This is a genomic window from Streptomyces graminilatus (genome assembly GCF_001418565.1).
Classification (GTDB): domain Bacteria; phylum Actinomycetota; class Actinomycetes; order Streptomycetales; family Streptomycetaceae; genus Streptomyces; species Streptomyces graminilatus.
The window spans coordinates 1-2,628 of record NZ_LIQQ01000696.1; the positions used below are offsets into that span (position 1 = coordinate 1).

The 2,628-nt window shown below is 74.1% G+C and carries 1 protein-coding gene; it reads right to left on the reverse strand.

Translation table 11 applies throughout. The features are described 5' to 3' along the window. The coding region (locus tag AOK08_RS48185) for a helix-turn-helix transcriptional regulator (protein WP_079054563.1) at window positions 1–2,628 on the reverse strand (2,628 nt) is incomplete at both ends.

Consider the following 2,628-nt stretch of genomic DNA (forward strand, 5'->3'; position numbering starts at 1 on the left):
AACTCCCCCCTCCGCCTGATCCCCAACTTCCGATAAGCACTGGTCAGATGCGTCTCCACCGTCCGTCGCGCCACATGCAGCAACTCCGCGATCTCCGGGTTCGTACGCCCCTCCGCCGCTAGTTGCGCGATCCGGTGTTCGCTCGCTGTCAGGGCTGTCGGCGCTGTTGTCGTGCGGCGGGCGCCGCCCTCGCGGAGGGAGTCGTCGGCTGCCATGCGCAGGCGTACGGCGCCCAGGTGTTCGGCGCGTTCGGCCGCTTCGCGCAGGGACTTGCGGGCTCGGGTGCGTTCGCCGGTGGCGATGAGCTGGCGGCCTCGGGCGATCAGGGCCGGGATCAACTCCGTTTCCACAGACGCCTCGCGCAGCATTCGTACCGCCTCGTCGGTCAGGGCCAGACCGTGGCGGCCGCCCGTCGCCGTGCCGAGTATCCGCAGTGAACGGCCCACCAGGCGCGGGGTGTTCCACACCCGGGCCAGCCGGAGTTCCTCCTCGGCCAGGGCCAGCGCCTCCCGGGGGTGGCCGAGCGCCAGTTGGCACTGTGCCGCTGCGGCCCGCCAAGGGGTGACCACCGGGCTCAGTACGTCGCGGGCGGACTGGCGGCGCCCGCACTCCAGGAAGTCACCGAGCGCGCCCGCCGGATCACCGGAGGCTGCGCGGACCACGCCCCGCGCGTACAGGAAACGGCTCAACTCCCAGGAGTCGTGCGCCTCCCGCAGGTCGAAGGCGTCGGCGAGCCGCCTGGCCTCGTCGATGCGGCCGGTCTCCACGAGCGCCAGCAATATGTGTGCCTCCCCGTTCGTCGGTCCGGTGCCGTCACCGTCCTTGTTTCCCTCTCCATGGCAGCCGGTCCCCGGTACGGGCTCCGTCGTGGCCTTCGCGTCATCCGGCCCGGGCATCCGCTCCAACCCGTACGTGAACCCGAACGCCCGGTCGGAGTTGTCGGATTCGCTCAGCAGCCGCCCGTACTCACCGCGTGCCGCCGCTATGTCGGCGCGTACGTTCAGCAGCGCCTCGTGCATGGGGTGGAGGAGCGTGGGGCGTTGGCCGGTCAGGCCTCGGGCCGTCAGGCGTTCGGCCTCGTCCAGTTCGTCGGCCCACTGGGCCACCGCCGCCGCCGTGCCCAGGAGGAAGGGTTCCGCCAGGGGGCCGGCCGGCTCCGCGAGCAGGGTGCGGACCTGGTGCATGGCGGCTTCCGCCGAGATCAGGCCCGCTGTCGCCTCGTACCGTACGAGGAGGGCGCGACCGGCGGGGCCCAGTGGCTGTGAGGAGTGCTCGGCGGTTTCGCGCAGTCGGCGGTACGTCTCCTCGCGGATCGTCTGGTCGTGGTCGGAGAGGAGTGCCGAGGCCGTCTGGACCGTGCGCAGGAGGTCCGGGTGGTCCGTCAACTGGCCGTCCAGATCGCTGAGCAGGGTCACCGCCGCGCGGGCCTCGCCGCGTCTGGCCAGCGCCGTGCCCAGGGCCACCGCCGCCTGTACCCGGTACTGCGGCAGGCCCGGCAGCCGCATCGCCTCGGTCAGGCGGGGGATGGCCGCCGAGGAACGTACGTCCGTGAACTCCAGCGAGCCCAGCTCGGTCAGCACCCCGGCCCGGCGGCCGTCCGGCATCGGCTCGTCCAGCGCCCGGCGCAGCAGGACCACCGCGTCGTCGGTACGGTCGTCGCGGACGGCGCCGTCGGCCGCGTCCAGCAGGACCTCCGTCGCCCACGCCTCGCCCATCGTGCCCGAGCGCAGCAGCAGGTCGGCGAACGTCGCCGTCGGGACGCCGCGCCGCAGCATCGCCTCGGCCGCCGCGCCGTGCGCCGCCTGCCGGTCGGTGGGGCACCAGCCGGTGAGCACCGCGTCGCGCAGCAGCGGGTGGGCATAGCGGGGCGGCCCGTCGTCGCCGAGGCGCAGCATGCCGAGCCGGGGCATGGCGGTCAGCCAGCCCCGTACCCGCGCCGGGTCGGCTCCGAGGGTGTCCGCGGTCTCGGTGAACAGGTCGACGTCGGCGCCGTCCGGCAGTTCGTCCAGCGCGGCGAACACCCGCGCCGCCTCGGCCGTCGCCGCCCCGGCACACTCCAGCCACCACGACACCGCCGCCGGATACGCCCCCGGATACAGCGCCGCGCACGTCTCCGGCAGCGCGGCCGGGGCGGCGGTGCCGGCGTTCAGGTCCTCCAGCAGGGCGCGCAGGAGCAGCGGGTTGCCCGCGCCCGCCCGTACGTAGTCGGCCACCCACTTCTCCGGTACGTCCTCCCCGACGGCCGACCGCACCAGCTCCGCCGCCGCCTCGCGGCTCAGCGGGGCCAGGGTGTGGGTCCGTACGAGGGCGGGGGAGAGGGTGTGCACCAGACCGGCGGACGGCTGGTCCACGTCGTACTGGCTGCGTTCCGTCACCACCAGCAGCACCGGTAACCGGTCCACCCTGCGCGCCGCCTCGGTCAGCCAGCAGCGCGAGTCCTCGTCCGCGAGGTGTACGTCGTCCACGGCGACCAGCACCGGCCCCTCGGCCGCGTACGCGCGCAGCGACCGCCAGAGCCGGGCGGCGGGCGACAGCGATCCGCTCAGCGTTCCGCTCGGCGACCCGTTCAGCGACCCGTTCAGTGATCCGTACGGAGCGGCGCCGGCCTCGGCGGGGTCGGCGCCGCTC